General features: G+C 65.9%; 15 protein-coding genes. 11 read left to right on the top strand and 4 right to left on the bottom strand.

What is annotated here, in order from left to right; translation table 11 throughout:
- The 5 genes from TMO_RS26970 (at position 1) to TMO_RS26950 (ending at position 6,665) form a co-directional block, all read left to right on the top strand.
- Entirely contained in the window at positions 1 to 1,182 is a 1,182-nt protein-coding gene (locus TMO_RS26970; protein WP_014748234.1) for an NAD(P)H-dependent glycerol-3-phosphate dehydrogenase, read from the top strand.
- Positions 1,182 to 1,904 (top strand): HAD-IIB family hydrolase, encoded by a 723-nt coding sequence (locus TMO_RS26965; RefSeq protein ID WP_014748233.1) that lies wholly within the window; start codon positions 1,182 to 1,184, stop codon positions 1,902 to 1,904. Before TMO_RS26970 ends, TMO_RS26965 begins: the two co-directional genes overlap by 1 nt.
- Before the next feature lie 78 nt (positions 1,905 to 1,982).
- A complete protein-coding gene (ggpS, locus tag TMO_RS26960; RefSeq protein WP_014748232.1) occupies positions 1,983 to 3,503 on the top strand; it encodes a glucosylglycerol-phosphate synthase in 1,521 nt (506 codons plus the stop codon).
- 210 nt (positions 3,504 to 3,713) lie between these two features.
- Positions 3,714 to 4,466, top strand: a complete 753-nt coding sequence (locus TMO_RS26955) for a pyridoxine 5'-phosphate synthase (RefSeq protein ID WP_014748230.1) — start codon at positions 3,714 to 3,716, stop codon at positions 4,464 to 4,466.
- A 78-nt stretch (positions 4,467 to 4,544) separates the two neighbouring features.
- Entirely contained in the window at positions 4,545 to 6,665 is a 2,121-nt protein-coding gene (locus tag TMO_RS26950) for a 3'-5' exonuclease (protein WP_014748229.1), read from the top strand.
- A 27-nt stretch (positions 6,666 to 6,692) separates the two neighbouring features.
- On the opposite strand, the gene TMO_RS26945 is transcribed toward TMO_RS26950, so the two are convergent.
- The 4 genes from TMO_RS26945 to TMO_RS30975 all read right to left on the bottom strand — a co-directional run bounded on the left by TMO_RS26945 (position 6,693) and on the right by TMO_RS30975 (position 13,773).
- Entirely contained in the window at positions 6,693 to 9,800 is a 3,108-nt protein-coding gene (locus tag TMO_RS26945) for a BPTD_3080 family restriction endonuclease (protein ID WP_014748228.1), read from the bottom strand.
- Positions 9,801 to 9,819: 19 nt separating this feature from the next.
- Entirely contained in the window at positions 9,820 to 12,615 is a 2,796-nt protein-coding gene (locus TMO_RS26940) for a site-specific DNA-methyltransferase (RefSeq protein WP_014748227.1), read from the bottom strand.
- A 155-nt stretch (positions 12,616 to 12,770) separates the two neighbouring features.
- On the bottom strand, positions 12,771 to 13,190 hold the full coding sequence (locus TMO_RS26935; RefSeq protein WP_145978467.1) for a hypothetical protein: 420 nt from the start codon (positions 13,188 to 13,190) through the stop codon (positions 12,771 to 12,773).
- Between the two features lie 28 nt (positions 13,191 to 13,218).
- On the bottom strand, positions 13,219 to 13,773 hold the full coding sequence (locus TMO_RS30975; protein WP_014748225.1) for a hypothetical protein: 555 nt from the start codon (positions 13,771 to 13,773) through the stop codon (positions 13,219 to 13,221).
- Positions 13,774 to 14,382: 609 nt separating this feature from the next.
- On the opposite strand from TMO_RS30975, the gene cyoA reads away from it, so the two are divergent.
- From cyoA to TMO_RS26900, 6 genes are all read left to right on the top strand, one after another.
- Entirely contained in the window at positions 14,383 to 15,558 is a 1,176-nt protein-coding gene (cyoA, locus tag TMO_RS26925) for a ubiquinol oxidase subunit II (protein WP_014748224.1), read from the top strand.
- An 18-nt stretch (positions 15,559 to 15,576) separates the two neighbouring features.
- On the top strand, positions 15,577 to 17,580 hold the full coding sequence (gene cyoB, locus TMO_RS26920) for a cytochrome o ubiquinol oxidase subunit I (RefSeq protein WP_014748223.1): 2,004 nt from the start codon (positions 15,577 to 15,579) through the stop codon (positions 17,578 to 17,580).
- 4 nt (positions 17,581 to 17,584) lie between these two features.
- A complete protein-coding gene (gene cyoC / locus TMO_RS26915) occupies positions 17,585 to 18,247 on the top strand; it encodes a cytochrome o ubiquinol oxidase subunit III (RefSeq protein ID WP_014748222.1) in 663 nt (220 codons plus the stop codon).
- Entirely contained in the window at positions 18,244 to 18,669 is a 426-nt protein-coding gene (gene cyoD, locus TMO_RS26910) for a cytochrome o ubiquinol oxidase subunit IV (protein WP_014748221.1), read from the top strand. Before cyoC ends, cyoD begins: the two co-directional genes overlap by 4 nt.
- 98 nt (positions 18,670 to 18,767) lie before the next feature.
- Positions 18,768 to 19,460 (top strand): SURF1 family protein, encoded by a 693-nt coding sequence (locus TMO_RS26905; RefSeq protein WP_014748220.1) that lies wholly within the window; start codon positions 18,768 to 18,770, stop codon positions 19,458 to 19,460.
- A 103-nt stretch (positions 19,461 to 19,563) separates the two neighbouring features.
- Positions 19,564 to 20,331 (top strand): FadR/GntR family transcriptional regulator, encoded by a 768-nt coding sequence (locus tag TMO_RS26900; protein ID WP_014748219.1) that lies wholly within the window; start codon positions 19,564 to 19,566, stop codon positions 20,329 to 20,331.
- Position 20,332: the final 1 nt, after the last annotated feature.

Raw genomic sequence — 20,332 nt, 5'->3', positions numbered from 1 at the left:
GTGAGTATCGAAGAGAGCAGCAGCGCTCCGGAGCCCGTGCCCGTCATCACCCCGTTCCGGCGGGTGGCGGTGATCGGCGGCGGCGCCTGGGGCAGCGCGCTCGCAATGGTGGCGGATCGGGCGGGGCGTGAGACCCGTCTGTGGATCCGCGAAGCCGAGGCCGTGGCGGCGATCCGCGCCGGCGGCCGCAATCCCTTTCTTCCAGACCACGACATGCCGGCCGGGATTTCCGTCACCGGCGACATGGGGCAGGCGCTCGACGGCGCCGATCTGGCCCTGCTGGTCATCCCCTCGCAATTCCTGCGGGCGATGGCGGCAGAGGTGGAGCGCCATGCCGCACCGGGCATGCCGGTCGTGATCTGCAGCAAGGGGATCGAACGCGACACCGGCCTGTTGATGACCCAGGTGATCGCCGAGGTCATGCCCGGCCGCCCCCAGGCGGTGCTTTCCGGCCCCAGCTTCGCGGCCGAGGTGGCCGAGGGCCAGCCCACCGCCGTCACCATCGCCTCGGCCGATGTTCAGCCGCTGGAGGATGACGAGGACGGGCCGCTCGACCCTGAAAGCATGGGGGCGGCGCTGGTCGCCTCGCTGGCGGCGCGGGTGGCGGTGACGTTGGGGACCACCAGTTTCCGGCCCTATCTCTCCGACGATCTGACCGGGGTCGAAGTCGGCGGCGCGGTCAAGAACGTGCTCGCCATCGCCTGCGGCATCGCCGCCGGGCGGGGGCTCGGCTCCAATCCGCGCGCCGCGATCATCACCCGCGGGCTGGCGGAGCTGAAGCGGCTGGCCCAGGCGCTGGGCGGCCGGCGCGAGACCGTCACCGGCCTTGCCGGCATCGGCGATCTGACGCTCACCTGCTCCAGCGAGCAGTCGCGCAACTTCACCTTCGGCCTGGCGCTGGGCCGCGGCGCCACGCCCGACGAGGCGCTGGCCGGCAAGTCGGCCGTGGTCGAAGGGGCCGTGAATGCCGAGACCGTCACCGCGCTGGCCCGCAGGCTGGGCGTCGAGATGCCGATCTCGGAAGCGGTACACGCCATCATCCGGGGCCGGCTCGACATCGATGCCGCGATGACCGCCCTGCTCACCCGCCCGATCCGGGCAGAAAGCCGCGCGCTGGAGCCGGTGGTCGCGATCGACCACCCCGCCAGCCGCGCGAGCGATCTCGAGACGACGGACGCCTGATGACCGAACACAAGCTGATACTCGCAACCGACCTCGATGGCACCTTCCTCGGGGGCTCGGACGAAGAACGGCGCGCGCTCTATCAGGCGCTTCAGGCCCGGAACGACGCACTGCTGATCTTCGTGACCGGCCGCGATCTGGGCTTCATCCGCGAACTGGTCGCCGAACCCGGCATGCCGCATCCCGATTTCGTGATCGGCGATGTGGGGACCACCGTGGTCGCCGGCCGCGATTTCCGGGTGGTCGACCAGGTTCAGGCGCCGATTGCCCGGGCCTGGAACGATGCAGGCGAGCGGGTCAAGTCCATGCTGTCGGGGGAGCCCGGCATCCGGCTGCAGCCCACGCCGTTTGAGCGGCGGGTGAGCTATTGGTACGAGCCGGCCGAGCTTGAAACCGCCACCCTCGACAAGATCGCGGCCGCCGGTTTCGACTGGCTGCTCTCGGCCGATACCTTTCTGGACGTGCTGCCCAAGGGGGTGGCCAAGGGGCCGACCCTGCTGCAGCTGGTCGAAACCCTCAACCTGCCGGCCGACCGGGTTCTGGTCGCCGGCGACACGCTGAACGACCTCTCGCTGTTCGAAACCGGACTGAAAGGGGTGGCGGTCGGCAATTCCGAGCCGCGCCTCGTTGAGCAGCTGACCGACAAGCCCTGGGTTTACCGGAGCACCGGCCACGGTGCCGCCGGCATCGCCGAGGCGATCCGCCATTTCGGCCTCGACTGAGCCCGCGGGTGCCTGCCGGTACCGGCAGAACCCGCCCGCCCCCAGCCGGGACCGCAACCGAGATCGAAAGGGACAGGGATGAACCGCAAGTCATCGCTCGTGATCGTCTATCACCGTCAGCCCTATGAGGAAGAGGTGGTCGGCGACCGCGTCGTCTATCGTGAAAACAAAAGCCCGAACGGGATCGTTCCGACGCTGAAGAGCTTTTTCGGCCGCGTGCCCGAAGGCAAGGGCGCCTGGGTGGCCTGGAAACAGGTCAGCCCAAAGCGCAAGGAAAGCTTCGAGCGGGTGATCGATATCGAGGACAGCTATGGCCGGTATTCGGTCTCGCGGCTGCCGCTGACCGCCGACCAGGTCAGGATGTTCTATCACGTCACCTCGAAAGAGGCGCTGTGGCCGATCCTGCATTCCTTCCCCTGGCTGTTCCGCTACGACACCACCGACTGGAACACCTTCCGCGAGGTGAACTGGCTGTTCGCCGAGGCGGCGGCCGCCCAGGCCGAGGATGATGCGCTGGTCTGGGTGCACGACTACAATCTCTGGCTGGTGCCCGGCTATCTGCGCCGGATCAAGCCCAGCCTGAAGATCGCCTTTTTCCACCACACCCCTTTCCCGGGGCCGGACGTATTTAACATCCTGCCCTGGCGCGAGGAGATCGTGGACAGCCTGCTGGCCTGCGATCTGGTCGGCTTCCACATTCCGCGCTACGCCAAGAACTTCGCCGATGTCGCGCGTGCGTTGCGTGATGTGGAGGTAGAGGCGACCACGCGGGTCGAAGACGGCATGTCGCCCTCGGGTCTGGCGCTGTCGGAACCCGAAGTGCCGGTGGCGGTGCGCCACAAGGGCCACAAGGTCGGCATCGACGCCTTCCCGGTGGGCACCAACCCGAATTTCGTCGCCAAGGTGCTCGACACCGAGGCCAACCAGACGCTTCAGTCGGAAATCGAGGAGGAACTTCGTGACCGCCGGCTGATCGTGGCGGTGGGCCGCACCGACTATACCAAGGGCATCCGCGAGACCCTGCAGGGCTTCGAACGCCTGCTGGAACGCCGGCCGGAGCTGCACACCAAGGTCAAGCTGATGGTGGTGTCGGTTCAGGCCGCCACCGGCATGCGGATCTATCGTGACACCCAGCGCGAGGTGGAAACCCTGGTCGGGCGGATCAACGGCCGCTTCTCGACCCTTGGCTGGACGCCGATCCTGCTGTTCTCGAACGCTATCCCCTTCGACAAGCTGATCGCCTATTACCGCCGCGCCGATGTCTGCGTGATCACGCCGCTGCGTGACGGCCTCAACCTGGTCGCCAAGGAATATGTGGCGGCCAAGCGCGGCCAGGAGGGCGCGCTGGTGCTGTCGGAATTCACCGGCTGCGCGGTGGAATTCCCGCAGGCGATCCTGACCAACCCCTATTCGGACCGGGCGATGGATGCCGCCCTCGACCAGGCGCTCGACATGGCGCCCGACGAGGCGCGGGCGCGCATGGCCGCGATGTACGAGACCGTGCGCCGCTACGACGTCGCTCGTTGGGCCGACCACACCTTCGAGCGGTTCGACCAGATCGGCACGCCCGACGAACCGCCGGCGCTGAAGGCGGTGTGACCCGTATCATGCCTGCGCGGGCAGGCGCTGACGGCTGCGGTTCAGGCTGAAGAAATTTCGCCGAACAATCGGTCGCAGGCGCCGGCCTTCCGGATATATCCTGTCCCCCGCCCCGCCAGCCCGGCCCGTTTCGGCCAGGGCAGGCGGGGCGTGTTTTCGCCCGGGTGACCGGCATGGGGTGCATGTGCGAACGACAGGGGACGGCGGCCGATGACCACCAAGCTCAGCGTCAATCTCAACAAGGTGGCGCTGCTCCGCAATCAGCGCGACAACGGCTATCCCGACGTGCTGGCGACGGCGAAGCGGGTGCTGCGCGCCGGCGCTCACGGCATCACCATCCATCCCCGACCGGATGAGCGCCATATCCGGCGCAGCGATGTGATGGACCTGGCCGGGCTGTTCGCGACCGACCTGCCCGAGGTGATCGGCGCCGAGTTCAACATCGAAGGCTACCCGTCGGAAGATTTCGCCGAGCTGGTCAACCAGGTCCGCCCGCATCAGGTGACGCTGGTCCCCGACGCGCCGGGGGCGCGCACTTCGGAAGAGGGCTGGGATTTCGACAGCCGGGCCGAAGAACTCGCCCGCGGCATCGATCTGGTGCGGCCCTCGGGCGCGCGCATCGCCGTGTTCATCAACCCCGACCCCAAGGCCCCGGCCGCGGCGAAGGCGCTGGGGGCCGACCGGGTGGAGATGTATACCGGCATCTACGCCATGGCCTGGGACCGCCCGGATTTCGAACCCGCCGCCGCCTATGTGGCCGCCACCGCCCGCGCCGCCGCCGAGGCGGAAATCGGCCTCAATGCCGGCCATGACCTGAACCTGGTCAACCTCGCCGACTTCCTGTCGCGCGCGCCTGGCTGCCTGGAAGTCTCCATCGGCCACGCCATCACCGCCGAGGCGCTGGATTACGGCTGGGACGAGACGGTGCGGCGGTATCTGGACATTATCAACGGCATCTGCTGAACGCCCTACCATTGCGCGATCTGCCCCCGCGGCTTATACGTCGAAGACGGGGGCAGGATCGGCAGGGGGAGGGGCGCCATGGATTTCCGCATCGCCGACAGTTTTGTCGACGGGCTGCGCAGGCTCCGTGGGCCGGATCTGAAAGCCGCCAAGACCGCGGCTTTCGATCTGCAGCTCGATCCCGCGGCGCCGGGGTTGCGGATGCACCGGCTCGACCGGGCGGCAGATCGGAATTTCTGGTCGGTGCGGGTGAATGCCGACATCCGTATCATTCTGCACCGGCTGGATGATGCGCTGCTGCTGGCCTATGTCGACCATCACGATGCGGCCTATCGCTGGGCCGAACGGCGGCGCATCGAACGCCATCCGGTGACCGGTGCCACGCAGATCGTGGTGCTGCCGGAAGTCGCCGGCCCCGATGAGGGCACCGCGCCTCCATTGCGGCAGGCGGCAGACGTCCCCCAGGAGCCATGGCATCCGCCGCTTTTCCTGGATCTTACCGATGACGACATGCTCGGCATCGGCGTGCCGCCTTCGGAACTTCAGGCCGTGCGGCACGCCTCGTCGCCCGATTTCTTCGATGTGGCCGAACGCCTGCCGCAGGAGGCGGTCGAGGCGCTGCTCGACTATGTCTCCACGGGCCGCCTGCCGGTCCGTCGCGACGCCGGCGGCACCGCGGCCTTCGAACATCCCGATGACGGACGCCGGTTCCGCACCATCCACACCCCGGAAGATCTGCGCCGGGCGCTGGACTACCCCTGGGATCGCTGGATCGTGTTCCTGCATCCGGATCAGCGCCGGCTGGTGGAGCGTGACCATGGTGGCCCGGTGCGGATCGCCGGCTCTGCCGGCACCGGCAAGACCGTGGTCGCCCTGCATCGCGCGGCCTGGATCGCCCGCCGGGATGCCCGGGCACGCGTGCTGCTGACCACCGTTTCGGCACCGCTCGCCGCCGCCCTGGCCCACAAGCTGGAGCGGCTGACCGGCCATGACAGCGACCTTGCGGCCCGCATCACCGTGCGGGCCTTGCCCGATCTGGCGGAAGATGCCGCACGCGCGCGGCTCGGGCCGGTGCGGATCGCCGATGCGGAAACCGTGCGGGCGGCGATCCTGGCCCGGGCGGCAGGGCCGACCGGCCCACGCCATCTCCGCCCCGGCTTCATCACCGCCGAATGGCACGAGGTGATCGAGGCCCGCGCCCTGACCGATGCGGCGGCCTACAGGGCCACGCCGCGTCTTGGTCGCCGCACCCGGCTGGGCGCCCGCCAGCGCGACGAGATCTGGGCGGTGGTCGATGCGGTGCGCGCCGATCTGGCCGATCAGGGCTTCACCACGCTTGCCGCGATCTACACCGCGATCATCCCGGCCACACCGCCGCAAGGGCTGCCCACCGATGACGCGCGCTTCGATGCGGTGATCGTCGACGAGGCGCAGGATGTCGGGCCGGCCGAACTGCGCTTCCTGGCCAGCCTCGCCCGCTCCGGTTCCGGGCGCCCCGATGCATCCCGCCCCGATGCACTCTTCTTCGCCGGTGATCTGGGCCAGAGGATCTTCCGCCAGCCCTTTTCATGGGCCGCACTCGGCATCGACATCCGGGGCCGGTCGCATGTGCTCAAGGTCAATTACCGTACCTCGCATCAGATCCGCACCCGGGCCGACCGCCTGCTGCCGGAGGTGTTGGCCGATGTCGACGGCGTCAGCGAGGGCCGCGACGGCACCGTCTCACTGTTCGACGGCCCGCCGCCAGAGATCCGTCTTGCCGTCGACGAGACGACAGAAATCCGCCTGATCACCGATTGGGTGCTCGACCTGCTGGATGACGGCATGTCGCCCGAGGAAATCGCCCTGATCATCCGCGACGACAGCCTGCGGCCACGCGCCGAGGCGGTGGCGGCCGCACTTGGTCTGGCCCCGGCCCATCTGGGGGCCGAGGTCGCGGTGGCCGACGGCCGGATCGCCATCGCCACCATGCATGTGGCCAAGGGGCTGGAATTCCGCGCGGTCGCGGTGATGGCCTGTGATGATGACGCGCTGCCATCGGCCGCCCGCATCGCCGCCATCGCCGACGAAGCCGATCTCGACCATGTTTACGACACCGAACGCCATCTGCTCTATGTCGCCTGCACCCGCGCCCGCGACCGGCTGCTGGTTTCGGGCGTGGCGCCGGGCTCGGAATTCCTGGCGGATCTTGAAGCCTGACGGGCGGCCTTGTTCTGCCCATCCCGTTCAGGCAGCCATCTGTCCCCGTACCTCTTCCATCAGCCGTGCAAACGCCGCTTCGATTTCATAGACGGCGGTGAATTCGGCGAAGGCCCAGCGGCCGAACTGGCCGAGATTGTTCACCCCCGGCACCCAATGGGTGTGCATGGTCTCGGCCTTGATCCGGGCGTCGCGGCCGCGGAAGCCCTTGATTTCGACGATCAGGTTCAGCAGGTCGGGCCGGCCGTCATCGATGCGCAGGATGAAATCCGGCAGGTAGCGATGGGGGATGTTGGCGTCCAGATAGGGCACCTCCAGCCCCAGACCCTGGTTCTTCACATAGGCCCGGACCTGGGGATGGGCTTCGGCCACCCGGCAGAATTCGGCCTCCCATTCGCTGTCGCAGATCACCAGGTCGACATGGCAGTGATCGGGCGATGTCTGCCAGCGCAGCGGCTTGGAGGTGGTGAAGTTGACGTGACGGCTGGAACCGGAGGGGTTGTACGGGTCCAGGATCGCACGGATCCGCCCCCCGCCGGGGGCCCGCAGGCCATCCTGGCCCAGAATGGCGCGGTTGATCGCGGCGATGATCCGCTCCGCCGCCATGTCGGCGATCTCGGTATAGATCAGCTGGGCCGGGGTGGTGCCGCCCGCACAGCGCAGCCAGCCCTCCATCCAGCGGCGCACCACCCGCTTCATCTGGCCGAAGAGATGCAGTTTCGGCGCCTCGCCAGGGTCGCGGAAGCGGGTATAGAGCATATGCCGGGTCAGGTGATAGATCACCGTCGAGGGGCGCATGCCGTCCAGATGTTCGACGGTCAGGTCGACCTCTTCGCCAACGATGCCGCGGCATTTGACGATCGAGGGGCCGACCAGATCGGGGGTGAGTTCCAGAACCGAATCGGCGCTGAACTCCGCATCGATCCGGTCATCGGGCAGATCGACGCGATAGCCTTCGACCCGCGGGAACACGATCTCCAGCGGGTCGCGTTCCGGCCGCACCGCCCGCACCCGCACCGTTTCCCGCGGGATGGCCGGCGGTGCCACCACCGCCTTGGCGGTGAAGTCGAAGGGAATGCCCAGGATGTCGGCATATTCCACGTCGAACAGCCCGTCGGCATTCAGTTCATAGGATTGCCGGCGCAGGCCCCGCCCGACCACCTGTTCACAGAGCAGCTGGGTGCCGAAGGCCCGCACGCCCAGAATATGGGTCACGGTGTTGGCGTCCCAGCCTTCGGTGAGCATCGACACCGAGACCACGCAGCGCACCTGTTCCCCCAGCCGGCCGCGCTTGCCGACGGTGTTCATCACCTCGCGCAGCAGGGTGGCATCGTCGATGCTCTCGGCGGCGCGCTGGTCGCCGGTGCGCTCCACGATCTCGCGGCGGAACTCGGCGATCTCGTCGGCGGCCGCGGCGCGGAAGGCGTCGCTCAACCCGTCGCCGCTTTCCAGCTGCGCGCTGTCGATCAGGATGGTGTTGCGGCGGGGCAGGGGGTTGCCGTAGTCGTCGAAATTGCGGAACAGCGCCAGCCGGCCCTGTTCGAACGGACCGCTGAGACCGCCATCCTCTCTCCGGGGCGCGGCGTCGCCCTGGTTCGTCTCTTCCTCGCGATAAAACCCCGAGATATAGCGGTAGACCAGATCCGATGTGGTGGTGTTGTTGCACACCACGATGAACACCGGCGGCACGCCGATGCCCTGCTGCTGCCAGAGCGCGAACACCTTCTCGTAATGGCCGTAAAGTGCCGCCAGCGCGGTCTGGAGTTCCGAGGGCAGGCTCAGCGGGTCATAGCCGCCGCCACCCGACCGGCTCTTGCCCTTCTTGGGCATTTTTTTGCCGATATGGTCCCAGAGATTGCGGAACATCGGCATGTCGCCCGAGGCCATGTTGTCGGCGATCGGCACCCGCGGCAGCTTGACGATGCCGCATTCGATCGCGTCCATCAGCGAGAAATCGCTCATCGTCCAGGGGAAGAGCGCACCTTCGCGATAGCCCGATCCGGCCAGGAAGAAGGGCGTGGCCGACAGGTCGCAGATCAGGGCCAGGCCCAGCCGGCGGCGCACCGCCTCGATCCCCGAGAACCAGAGCCGGGCGGTCTCGTTGTCGTCCTGGGCCTGCTTCTTCTCGTCGCCCTTCAGATCCGCCTCGGTGCTGCCCTCGGCATCGCTGAGCTTCGGCCGGTAGCAGTGATGGGCTTCGTCGTTCAGCACCACGATGTCGCGCAGCCCGGCCAGTTCCGGCATCACCCGCTGGATCATCTGGCCTTCGGTTTCCAGGGTGGACAGCTTCGGCCCGGTGCGGCCCTCCAGCAGGGCGCGGTTGCCCTTGGAAAGCTCCAGGGTCTCGCGCAGCTTGAAGGCGTGATAGTTGGTGATGACCACGATCGCCCGGTTCATCGCCGGCAGCAGATCGGGGGGCACGATTTCGCGGGTCTTGTAATAGCTTTCGGGGTCGTTGGGCAGCAGCACCCGCAGCCGGTCGCGGATGGTGATGCCGGGGGCGACGATCAGAAAGCCGCGGCTGAACCGGCGGCTGCCGGGATGGCGCAGCGCATTCACCGTCTGCCAGGCGATCAGCATCGCCATCACCGTGGTCTTGCCGGCGCCGGTGGCCAGCTTCAGCGCCATGCGGAACAGCTCGCCGTTAAACTCGCGATTGGCCTGTTTCAGATGCGCCAGGATGCCCCGGCTGCGCTCGCCCAGATGGGGGGCCACTTCCGTCAGCCAGATGGCGGTTTCCACCGCCTCGATCTGGCAGAAGAACGGCCGCACGCCCTGGAAATTGTGCGACCGCCAGTGCTTCAGCAGCCGGGCGGTTTCCGGCGTCACCTTCCAGTCATTGGGATTGGGCAGCCGGCGCCAGTCTTCCATCAGCGCGCGGACTTCGTTGATGATCGGGGTCGGGTTATAGATCTGATCCTCGCCGCGATCGGCCGCCCGGCCGCCCAGGTCGAGCGCCGCCTGGCTGGCGATGCTGCGCCGCTTCTGCGGCTGCGGCACCGGCGTCACCAGATCGGACCGGCGGCGCCGGGGGATGATCCGGTCGGTGGGCTGGCCGTCGACCAGTTCCCAATGCCGGTCGGGCATCAGATAGGGTGAATTCAGGATCGGCCGGTCAAAGAAGGACTGGGTCATCGGGCTCTGCCTCCGCCGGTCAGTCGACCTGGAACACCTTCATCACCTCGTCGCCGAGATGATTGATCACCTTGACCGCGATCCGGCCGGTGGCGGGTCTGGGGAAGGGGCGCGAGATATCGGAATGCAGGCTGTCCCAGGCATCCTGGTCGATCTCGGCCCGCAGCGTGGTGCGCAGCGCCTTGTAGGGATCGTTCGCCCCCAGGAAATAGGCGTGGCGGACGAAGAAGCTCTCCTCGTTATAGGCGGTGTCGAGCATCCAGAGGGCGATGCCCTCGGGGCCTTCCGAAATCACCTCGCCGCTCTGGGGCTTGAACACGTCCACGCCCTGGATGCGCACCCGGATCATGTCGGCACCGGCCTCGTCCGCGGGCTCGATGCGGATATCGGGCTCCCCGAAAATCACGAACAGATTGCCGCTGCCGGTGGTTTTCAGATCGGCGCTCATATGCAGATCGGGGTTCATGCGCGCGCGCAGCACCTGCACCCGGCCCAGCCTGTCCAGTTCGGCCGCATGGGCATCGTAGTTGAAGGCGCAGGCGATCAGCAGGTCGAAACCGGCATCGCCCGCTTCTCGCGCCGCGGCCACCAGATCGGCGCGCGACACCGTGCCGAATTCCGGGCCGACCAGAATGCCCGCCCGGCGTTCGCGGCCGGTGTCGTCCGCCCCTTCGAAGAACCGGCCTTCGGCACAGATATGGTCGCCCGGCCAGCCGGTCAGGCTGGTGAAGCTGATCCGGTCTTCCTTATGCGCCTGCTGCACGCCGGCGGCGCGCAGATTGTCCAGGATCATGGCGGCGAAATCCGGCACCACCGGCCCGCCGGTCCCGCCCGCGCGCCGGGTTTCCGCGGCCTTCAGCGTGTCGATCAGCTCGTCGTCCCAATCGACCGCCAGCGTGCGGTGCGGCGACAGGGTCTCCACCGTGAACGGGCCGGCGACGCGGACCTTGCCGCGGTCGATATAGGGGCGGTCATACAGGAATTCGCTGTCGGCGCGCGCGGCGATCGCGGCATCGATCTCGCGCTGCCGGGCGATGCGCCCCTCCCACCAGGCGGCATGGGCGCGGCTGGCGGCCTCCGGCCAGTCGCGGCCGGCCTCCCGCGGGATCTGCCACTCCTCCCAGGCCGTGCCGGCCTTGTCCGATTTCCCCAGCGCGGTGTTCAGCGCCGCGCGCAGCGGCTCCAGCCGCGCCTGCCAGTCTTCCCAGATCTCGTCGATCCGGGGGTTGTTGGCGATGGATTTCAGCGTGATGTGCGGCACCCGCTCATACACGAAGCCCTGGCGGATATCACCCCCGACCGGGCCGGAGCGCGGCACGCTCTGCGTCACCTCCGCCTCCTTGCGCCGGCCCTCTTCGGAATCCGCCAGCAGATAATACGGGTAGCGCGCCCCCATGATCCGCGACCGCGCCAGGGCCAGCGACACCCGCGAAGTATCAATCGTGATCCACCGCCGCCCCCATTGCTCGGCCACATAGGCCGTGGTGCCCGACCCGCAGGTGGGGTCGAGGACGAGATCGCCGGGGTCGGTGGCCATCAGGAGGCAGCGTTCGACGATTTTAGGAGAAGTTTGAACAACATAGACCTTGCCAGAGGCTCCCCCCACGTCACTCCAAATTACACCTAGCCTAGTTACCGGAAAATCATCATAAAAATATTTAAGACGAATTTGGCTTTTTTGCCTAATAATTCTACCCGCCTTTCCGACTCTTTCAAGGGACTCATTGGTAACCTTCCAGTGCGCGAGTCTTCCTGGATGGAACACTCCTCCCTCGAAGTAAAAATCAACTGTGGTGGTGTCTCGATAGCCGTCTGAAGTCAACGGATTTGCGTTATAGTCCTTGCGGAAAATACTGACTTCTCTAGAAGATTTTCCTTGTCTTTCTTCAAATAGAGGTCGATATTTTCCCGCTGCAGAATCTTTTGATTTTGAATACCATAGTATATAATCAAAATTATTCTGGATAAATTCTCCATATTGACTTCCCGTCTTCTGAATAAGAATGCTCGTAATGTAGTTCTCTGGGCCCATTACCTCATCCATCACCGCCCGCACCCGATGGACATTCTCATCTCCGATCTGCACGAAGATGCTGCCGCTCTCGCTGAGCAGGTCGCGGGCCACCGTCAGGCGGTCGCGGATATAAGAGAGGTAGGAATGGATGCCGTCGCGCCAGGTGTCGCGGAAGGCGCGGACCTGTTCGGGTTCGCGGGTCACATGGCCGCGATCGCCGTCCTTCACGTCGCGGGTGGTGGTGGACCACTGGAAATTGCTGTTGAACTTGATGCCATAGGGCGGGTCGAAATAGATGCACTGCACCTGGCCGCGCAGCCCCTCGCGTTCGGCCAGGCTTGCCATCACGGAAAGCGAATCGCCCAGGATCATGCGGTTCGACCAGTGCTGGTCGTGGGCGTAGAACTCGGTCACCGCCTCGCCATCGGGCAGGCCGTTGAAGTCGGCGAACAGGTCGGGCGTGTCGCCGGCCTCCGCCGCCCGGGCCTCGGCTGCGCGGGCCTCGGTTTCACGGCGCAGATCCTCGATCAGGACCTGGGGGTGGACCTTCTCCTGAATATAGAGCGGGGGGGCCGCGACGTTCAGCGTTGCCGCCTCTGCCCCTGCGTCGGCCGTTCCCGGCGCCTCCTTGCCGCGCCAGATCAGCTGCGGGTCCAGATCGGGGTTGCGCCGCGCATAGGCGACGGCCAGCGGAGCCTTGTCGCCGTCGGTCATCACCGCTTCCAGCTCCGCGGTCGGAATGTTCCGCCGGGTTGCTGCATCATGCTTCAGCGTGGTGACCTCGATCGGCTTCCTGGCCATGAACCGCCGCCCCTCCCGTCTGCATCGCACAGTTTCACCCCCCTATCCCAAGCGCGGGGGGCGTGATCCCGGCGCCATTATGGTCGCGAGACGCGGGTGTGCCTAGGGGGTGATGTGGTGGAAGGCGCCGGGCGCCGGCAGTCGAGGCTGATGTCTCAATAAATGACCTGGCGGATGGCCGGATCCGGTCGGGCTTCATCTGCGCGCTGAACCCGCGGCTTCAGGGCATGCTCGATTCTCTCTGCGGCAGCGCCGTCATATCCCCGAACCAGACTGGCCAGACATTGAAGCCGTTCGCGGTCGACGCCGAAGCGCTGCCAGTCGTGGATGACACGCTTGGGCAGGCGATCCCAGAAACCGGTCATGTTCAGATCTGCGACGGCCACCAGCAACTCATCCTGCCCGTCGGCCGTCTCCAGCGGCAGGCCGCGCAGGAACGCCCCGAAGCGATCGAACACCTGCCCCCTCAGTTCGGGGGTATCCAGGGCCTCGGCGAGCTTGCGGCGTTCGCTGGGGCGCAGGCGGGCAAAGCTCAGGCGTGCCAGCCTGTTCACGACGTCTTCAGGTGTCAGCATGCTTGCTTCGCCCGGCATCGGCCCATCCTCAAGATTGTCCCGAAGGCCGGAAGTCGATTTGGAACTCCAGCCCGTGGTCGCGGAACAGCTTCTGCACATTCTGCAGATGTGCCACCGTCCGATCAGCCCGGAGACCATAGCGACCAGACTTGTTGTTCAAATACCATATGGGAGGCGTCGCATCCGGATCAAAGATCAGTTCGCCCCCGATACGTGCCTTGCCCCCGCCGACCAGAGACGGATGTCCAAGTTTTGCCAGCGGTTTCGGCAACTTATGCATGCTACCACCCAGCGTTTCACGGTTCAGCACAAAGCGGAACATCTCGTCGTCTTCGTCAAACGCCTCTTCGAACGCCAGCCATATCTTTCCCGCTTCATCGACCAGCCAGAGCAGGTAAACATCTGCCGCGAGGACATCTCCAGATCTGACCCTCTCCGCAATCGATCGGGTATAGATCTTGAGGAATCCGACTGTGTTTTTGTCCAGCTGTCGTAAACTCTTCGGCTTGCATCGGTGTTCTAGGCCGACGACGCCTTGCCGTGCCGCCGTCAGTGCTGCTCCGAACAGATCATCCAGCGACATACATGGTCTCCGGGAGACACTGACGATCAATCGATACAGCTGCAATTTGTCCTAGTAGAGATCCTGCAATCATGGGGTGAATTTCTGATGTTCTGTGGTCGATTTTAGATATTTATACCCCAGGACCACGGGCCATCAACATTTGAATAGCGAACACACCGACCCGTCCGATGACCCATCACCCTCCTGCCGGTTGACCATATCCCGCCCAACCCGCCCGCAGCCCCCGGCGAAAGGGTGGCGCCCGCCGCCGGTCAAGTCCGCCTGTCGCCGCATGCCGGGGCGCGCCCGTGCGGTCTGCGGATATGCGGGGCGGTACCCGCACTCAAATTTCATTCTGCGATAAATAACTTATCCATAAGAGACGCAGACGCCGCCGGAGGGCCTTCGCATCCGCGATGCGCCAATATGTCGCACTGCATTCATACCCCCTGCAGAGTCTTGGGAACCATATAGGTTTCAGGCCGCACAGCAGGCCATGAGACCAGAGGTTGGTCAGGATGGCCGACCTTCGCTTTTGCCTTCGGCAGGGGCGAGTCCTATGATGCGCGCCGCAATGGTCCGTTGTTGCGCCGCACAAAAGTGACACCCTATCCCATGAGTACTGTCTTGAGCCGGATCCGCGTCCTGTCCACCCTGCCTCTCATGGCGTTGTTGGGCGGTTGTAATCTCGTCCTGATCAATCCGTCTGGTGACATTGCGTCGCAGCAGAGGGACCTCATCCTTCTGTCGACCGTGCTGATGTTGCTGGTGATCGTGCCGGTCATGCTTCTGACCGTTTTGTTCGCCTGGCGATACCGGCAGTCCAACAAGAACGCCCGCTACGAGCCGGAGTGGAGCCATTCCACGAAGATCGAGCTGGCGGTCTGGGGCGCGCCGCTGGTGATCATCCTGTGCCTGGGCACGGTGACCTGGATCAGCACCCACGCGCTCGACCCCTACAAGCCGCTCGATCGTATCGGCCCCGACCAGCCGGTCGCCGCCGATGTGACGCCGCTGGAGGTCGAGGTGGTCGCGCTCGACTGGAAGTGGCTGTTCATCTATCCGGAATACGGCATCGCCAGCGTCAACGAGATGGCGGCGCCGGTCGACCGGCCGATCACCTTCAGGATCACGGCCTCGTCGGTGATGAACTCGTTCTTCGTGCCGGCGCTGGCGGGCCAGATCTACGCCATGCCGGGCATGCAGACCAAGCTGCACGCGGTGATCAACAAGCCGGGCACTTTCGACGGCTTCTCGGCCAATTACAGCGGCGCCGGCTTCTCGGGCATGCGCTTCAAGTTCCACGGCCTGTCGCAGGACGAGTTCGCGGGCTGGGTTTCCACCGTGCGCGCCTCGGGCCAGACGCTCGACGGGCCGACCTATCTGACCCTGGAGCGGCCGAGCGAGAACGTGCCGGTCATGCACTTCGCCCATGCCGACCCCAAGCTCTATGACCGCATCCTCAACATGTGCGTCGAGCCGGGCAAGATGTGTATGGGGGAGATGATGGCGATCGACGACCGCGGCGGCCTCGGCATCGCGGGCATCAACAACGTCATCCCGGTGGCCTCGCTCGAATACGACAAGACCGGTCGCCGCGGTGCGGTGTTCGGCCCCGAGCCGGTCTATGTGGCCGCGCTCTGCACCACCGACGACCCGATCGGCGTTCGTGCCGGCGGCGCTGCCGCCCAGACGCCGGTCATCAACGCCAAGAACAACCAGGACGTGAGTCCGGCCCCGAAGGCGGTGTCGTTGCTGACCCCGGCCCCCGAGACCGGCGTGCCCGGCCCCGCCAATTCCTGACCTGAGACTCCGGTAATCATGTCTGAACAAACCGCAGGGACGTCGTTCCTCCTCGGCCGGCTGAGCCTGGACTCGCTGCCGCTCCACGAGCCGATCGTGGTTGGAACGTTCATCGCGGTCGCCCTCGGCGGCCTCGCCCTCTTCGCCGTCCTCACCCGCTACCGGTTGTGGGGCTACCTCTGGAAGGAGTGGTTCACCACGGTGGACCACAAGCGCATCGGCATCATGTACATGGTGCTGGGCATCATCATGCTGCTGCGTGGCTTTGCCGACGCGATCATGATGCGCCTCCAGCAGGCCATCGCCTTCAACGGCAGCGAAGGCTATCTCAACGCCCATCATTACGACCAGGTCTTCACGGCCCACGGCGTGATCATGATCTTCTTCGTGGCGATGCCCATCGTCACGGGTCTCATGAACTACATCGTGCCGCTGCAGATCGGCGCCCGCGACGTGTCGTTCCCGTTCCTGAACAATTTCAGCTTCTGGATGACCACCGGCGGCGCGGTCCTGATCATGATGTCGCTGTTCGTGGGTGAATTCGCCCAGACCGGCTGGCTCGCCTATCCGCCGCTGTCGAACATCGCCTACAGCCCGAATGTCGGCGTCGACTATTACATCTGGGCTTTGCAGATCGCGGGCGTCGGCACATTGCTGTCGGGCGTGAACCTGATCTGCACCATCGTGAAGATGCGCGCGCCCGGCATGACCATGATGAAGATGCCGGTCTTCACCTGGACCTCGCTCTGCACCAACGTCCTGATCGTCGCCGCCTTCCCGATCCTGACCGCCGTTCTGGCTCTGCTGTCGCTCGACCGTTACGTGGGGACCAATTTCTTCACGAACGACTTCGGCGGCAACCCGATGATGTACGTCAACCTCATCTGGATCTGGGGCCACCCCGAGGTCTACATCCTGATCCTGCCGATGTTCGGCGTGTTCTCGGAAGTCACCGCGACCTTCTGCGGCAAGCGCCTGTTCGGCTACAAGTCGATGGTCTATGCGACCGTCGCCATCACCGTCCTCTCCTACATCGTCTGGCTGCATCACTTCTTCACGATGGGCTCGGGCGCCAGCGTGAATGCCTTCTTCGGCATCACCACCATGATCATCTCGATCCCGACGGGCGCGAAGATGTTCAACTGGCTGTTCACCATGTATCACGGCCGCATCCGCTTCGAGCTGCCGATGATGTGGACGGTCGCCTTCATGCTGACCTTCGTGATCGGTGGCATGACCGGCGTGCTGCTGGCGGTGCCGCCGGCGGATTTCTCGCTGCACAACAGCCTGTTCCTGATCGCTCACTTCCATAACGTCATCATCGGCGGCGTGCTGTTCGGCGCCTTCGCCGCGATCGCCTACTGGTTCCCGAAGACCTTCGGCTTCAAGCTCGACGTCTTCTGGGGCAAGGTCTCGTTCTGGCTGTGGGTGGTGGGCTTCTACTTCGCCTTCATGCCGCTCTACGTGCTGGGCCTGATGGGCGTCACCCGCCGCATGCGGGTCTTCGACGACCCGTCGCTGCAGATCTGGTTCGTGATCGCCGCCCTGGGTGCGGTGATGATCGCCGGCGGCATCGCCGCCTTCCTGATCCAGATCGCGGTCAGTGTCCGCAACCGCAACAAGCTGCGCGACACCACCGGCGACCCTTGGGATGCGCGCACGCTGGAATGGGCGACCTCGTCGCCGCCGCCGGACTACAACTTCGCCTTCACCCCGGTCATCTACGATCGTGATGCCTGGTGGGACATGAAGCAGAACGGCTATCAGCGTCCGCAGATGGGCTTCCGCTCGATCCACATGCCCAAGAATACCGGCGCCGGCATCATCCTGGCGGGGCTCAGCGTCGTGCTCGGCGTGGCGCTCATCTGGTACATCTGGTGGCTGGCGGCGGTGTCCTTCGTGGCGCTGATCGGCTCGGCGATCTATCACACCTTCAACTACAACCGCGACTTCCACATCCCGGTCGAAACCGTGGAGAAGACGGAAGCCGAGCGGACCCGCCAGCTCGCGGTTCAGGGGTGACGACATGACTGCAACCGTTCACGGCGCCCCCTCCGCTTCGGGTCGTCCGGCCTCGGGCCGGGCCGCAAAGGCCCGCCCGTTCTACCTGGAAGAAGAGCACGCGCACGCCGAAGGCAGCAGCACGTATCTCGGCTTCTGGATCTACCTGATGAGCGACTGCCTGATCTTCGCGGCGCTCTTCGCGGTCTATGCCGTGCTCGGTGGCAATTATGCCGCCGGGCCGGCGCCCCGCGACCTGTTCGACCTGGAGCTGGTGGCGCTCAACACCACCATGCTGCTGCTCTCGTCCATCACCTACGGCTTCGCCATGATCTCGATGGAGAAGCGCAAGGTGGCCGAGACCCAGATGTGGCTGGGAATCACGGGGCTCTTCGGCCTCGCCTTCCTCTCGATCGAACTTTACGAGTTCGCGCATCTGATCCATATCGGTGCCACGCCGCAGCGCAGCGCCTTCCTGTCGGCCTTCTTCACCCTGGTCGGCACCCATGGCCTGCACGTTACCTTCGGCACCATCTGGCTGGTCACGCTGATGGTCCAGGTCTCGAAGCGCGGCCTGGTTCCGGCCAACCGCCGCCGCCTGATGTGCCTCAGCATGTTCTGGCACTTCCTCGACGTCGTCTGGATCGGCGTCTTCACCTTCGTCTATCTGATGGGGATGCTGCGATGAGCGCGGAGCTGAACAGCCTGCACGGCGCCAACGTCCACGGGCATGGTGCCCAGGCCCACGGCGCCCACGGGCACGCCCACGAAGACGATCACGGCGCGGGCCACGCCTCTTTCAGCGGCTATATGAAGGGGTTCATCCTCTCCGTCATCCTGACGGCGATCCCCTTCTGGCTGGTGATGGGCGGCGTGATCGAAGACGCCCAGACCACGGCCGTGGTGATCATGGCCTTCGCGGCCGTGCAGATCGTGGTCCACATGGTCTACTTCCTGCACATGAACGTCAGTTCCGAGGGCGGCTGGAACATGCTGTCCCTCACCTTCACCGTCATCATCGTGGCGATCACCCTCGCCGGGTCCATGTGGGTCATGTACCATCTGAACACCAACATGATGCCGGTCCACGACATGAGCCAGCTGCCGTGACCAAGCCGAAAGGCGACATCACGCCGGAAGGGGGGCGTCCCGAAAAGGGGGCTCCTCCCGGCGGGCGGCGCGGCCGCAGGACGGGGACGCTCATTCTGGTGGGCGTCCTCTTTCTCATTGGCATTGCCGGCGGGCTGGCGCTCGGCATCTGGCAGGTGGAGCGCCGGGCCTGGAAGCATGATCTGATCGCGCGCGTCGATGCCCGCATCCATCAGGATCCGGTCGCGGCCCCGGGTCCTGATGCCTGGTCCCGGATCACCCGCGACGGTGACGAATATCGCCGCGTGGCGCTTTCCGGCCGCTTCCTGAACGACCGCGAGACCCTGGTCCGCGCCACCACCGATCTCGGCGCCGGCTATTGGGTGGTGACGCCCTTCGCCGACGATCGCGGCTTCACCGTGCTGGTCAATCGCGGCTTCGTCCCGCCCGATCGGAAAGACCCCGCCAGCCGTGCCGCCGGCCAGATCGACACCGACACCAGGGTCACCGGCCTGATGCGGATCACCGAACCCGGCGGCGGCTTCCTGCGCGAGAACGACCCGGCGGCGGAGGCCTGGTATTCCCGCGACGTGGCAGCGATCGCCCGGGCCCGCGGGTTGGCGGAGGTGGCACCCTACTTCGTCGATGCCGCGGAAACCGCCCCCGGCGGCTATCCCGTGGGCGGGCTCACCAAAGTCAGCTTCCCCGACAGCCATCTGGTCTATGCGCTCACCTGGTTCACGCTCGCCCTGATGTCGGCGGCGGGTGCGGTGTCTCTCCTCCGCTCCGAGATCCGGCGGCGGCGCGCCTGAGGGCGGCCTGTCGGGCCGCCCATTTTCGCCCCCATTCCCGCTCGCATCCCGGCCCAAAACATCGGATGATCGGCTGAACCGATGTCAGCGGAGCCTGCCCGCCATGTCCAGCCTCGGCGCCGTCGCCCGGCGCAGTCTCGTCGATGCCGCGATCGAGCGGTTGCGTGCCCAGATCGGCCGGGATGGCTGGGGGGCAGGGGACAGGATTCCGCCGGAACCCGAACTGGCCCAGGCCCTGGGTGTCGGCCGCGGCACGGTGCGCGAGGCCGTGCGGGCGCTCGCCTATCTGGGCCTGCTGGAGGTCCGCCAGGGCGACGGCACCTATGTCCGGGCGGTCGACGAGCCGGCCGACGCCCTGCGCCGGGTCGCCAATGCCGGGCTGCGCGATCATCTGGAGCTGCGCGCGGCTCTGGAGGTAGAGGCTGCACGGCTGGCCGCCTTGCGTGTAACACCCGACAGCCTGGCCCGCATCGACCGCGCCCTGGCCGCCCGCGGTCTGGTCGAGCCGGCGCCAAGTGATCCCGCCGCCTTCGAGACCTATCTGGAACAGGACATCGCCTTCCACCTGTCGGTGGCCGAGGCCGCCGGCAATGCGGCGCTCGCCGAACTCTATGGCTGGTTCACCAATCAGCTGCGCCGCTATCTGCGCATCTCGCTCGCCGATCGGAGCCTGCCCGAGCCGAGCCTCGCTGCCCATGTCGCGGTGCGCGATGCCATCGCGGCGCGTGATCCCGACCGGGCGGCACAGGCGGCACGCGACCTCCTGGCCCCGCTGATGGCGGTGGTCGAAGGCCGGTTGTCCGACCCGTCTTCGCCCCCGAAAGCCTCCCGTACCAAGCCCCTCCGCACACTGAAAGCCCCCGGTCTGTGAC

The organism is Tistrella mobilis KA081020-065 (assembly GCF_000264455.2).
GTDB classification, from domain to species: Bacteria; Pseudomonadota; Alphaproteobacteria; order Tistrellales; family Tistrellaceae; genus Tistrella; species Tistrella mobilis.
This window is presented reverse-complemented; position numbering and strand designations above follow the sequence as displayed.

Coding starts and splice junctions, on each gene's coding strand:
- TMO_RS26955 (WP_014748230.1), top strand. CDS start 3,714: ATGACCACCAAGCTCAGCGTCAATCTCAACAAGGTGGCGCTGCTCCGC.
- TMO_RS26935 (WP_145978467.1), bottom strand. CDS start 13,190: ATGCTGACACCTGAAGACGTCGTGAACAGGCTGGCACGCCTGAGCTTT.
- TMO_RS26940 (WP_014748227.1), bottom strand. CDS start 12,615: ATGGCCAGGAAGCCGATCGAGGTCACCACGCTGAAGCATGATGCAGCA.
- cyoC (WP_014748222.1), top strand. CDS start 17,585: ATGACTGCAACCGTTCACGGCGCCCCCTCCGCTTCGGGTCGTCCGGCC.
- TMO_RS26945 (WP_014748228.1), bottom strand. CDS start 9,800: ATGACCCAGTCCTTCTTTGACCGGCCGATCCTGAATTCACCCTATCTG.
- ggpS (WP_014748232.1), top strand. CDS start 1,983: ATGAACCGCAAGTCATCGCTCGTGATCGTCTATCACCGTCAGCCCTAT.
- TMO_RS30975 (WP_014748225.1), bottom strand. CDS start 13,773: ATGTCGCTGGATGATCTGTTCGGAGCAGCACTGACGGCGGCACGGCAA.
- cyoD (WP_014748221.1), top strand. CDS start 18,244: ATGAGCGCGGAGCTGAACAGCCTGCACGGCGCCAACGTCCACGGGCAT.
- cyoB (WP_014748223.1), top strand. CDS start 15,577: ATGTCTGAACAAACCGCAGGGACGTCGTTCCTCCTCGGCCGGCTGAGC.
- TMO_RS26900 (WP_014748219.1), top strand. CDS start 19,564: ATGTCCAGCCTCGGCGCCGTCGCCCGGCGCAGTCTCGTCGATGCCGCG.
- TMO_RS26965 (WP_014748233.1), top strand. CDS start 1,182: ATGACCGAACACAAGCTGATACTCGCAACCGACCTCGATGGCACCTTC.
- TMO_RS26950 (WP_014748229.1), top strand. CDS start 4,545: ATGGATTTCCGCATCGCCGACAGTTTTGTCGACGGGCTGCGCAGGCTC.